Source organism: Dellaglioa sp. CoH-56-MRSF-11, assembly GCF_056782135.1.
This window is the reverse complement of the sequence record NZ_JBXAYE010000063.1, coordinates 1-338: the sequence shown is the minus strand read 5'-3', so window position 1 is coordinate 338 and position 338 is coordinate 1. Positions and strand designations below refer to the sequence as shown.

Annotated in this window: 1 protein-coding gene; it reads left to right on the top strand. The window is 54.7% G+C overall.

What is annotated here, in order from left to right:
- Positions 1-195: hypothetical protein (locus AC1RPT_RS07855; RefSeq protein ID WP_481762995.1), on the top strand; the 195-nt coding region annotated here is incomplete at its 5' end.
- Positions 196-338: the final 143 nt, after the last annotated feature.

The window sequence follows — 338 nt, the reverse complement described above, 5'->3', positions numbered from 1 at the left end:
TTTATCAAGTGGCTGAAGATTTGGGGCTCTGTCGTGTCAGTAGCCGCTATTTGCGCCCTGCTCTCACCCTCGGGTGACACTCTGCGCACGGCTGCTGCCATCGGAGCCGGGCGTGACGTACTGAGCACTGAAGTCGGGAAGCACGCTCAGGACGCGGCCATCAGATTCCTCGACGGATTGAGCAAGAAGAACTGATAGTAGTAATTAAAAGTTGACAAGAAAGGGCCTCCACGTTAAACTGGGGGCTCTTTCACATTTAGGAGCCTGAGATGACGCCGAAGAAAATCAATCTGCTGGAAGCGGCACGCAACGTGATCCGGGATGATCCGCACTGGGTG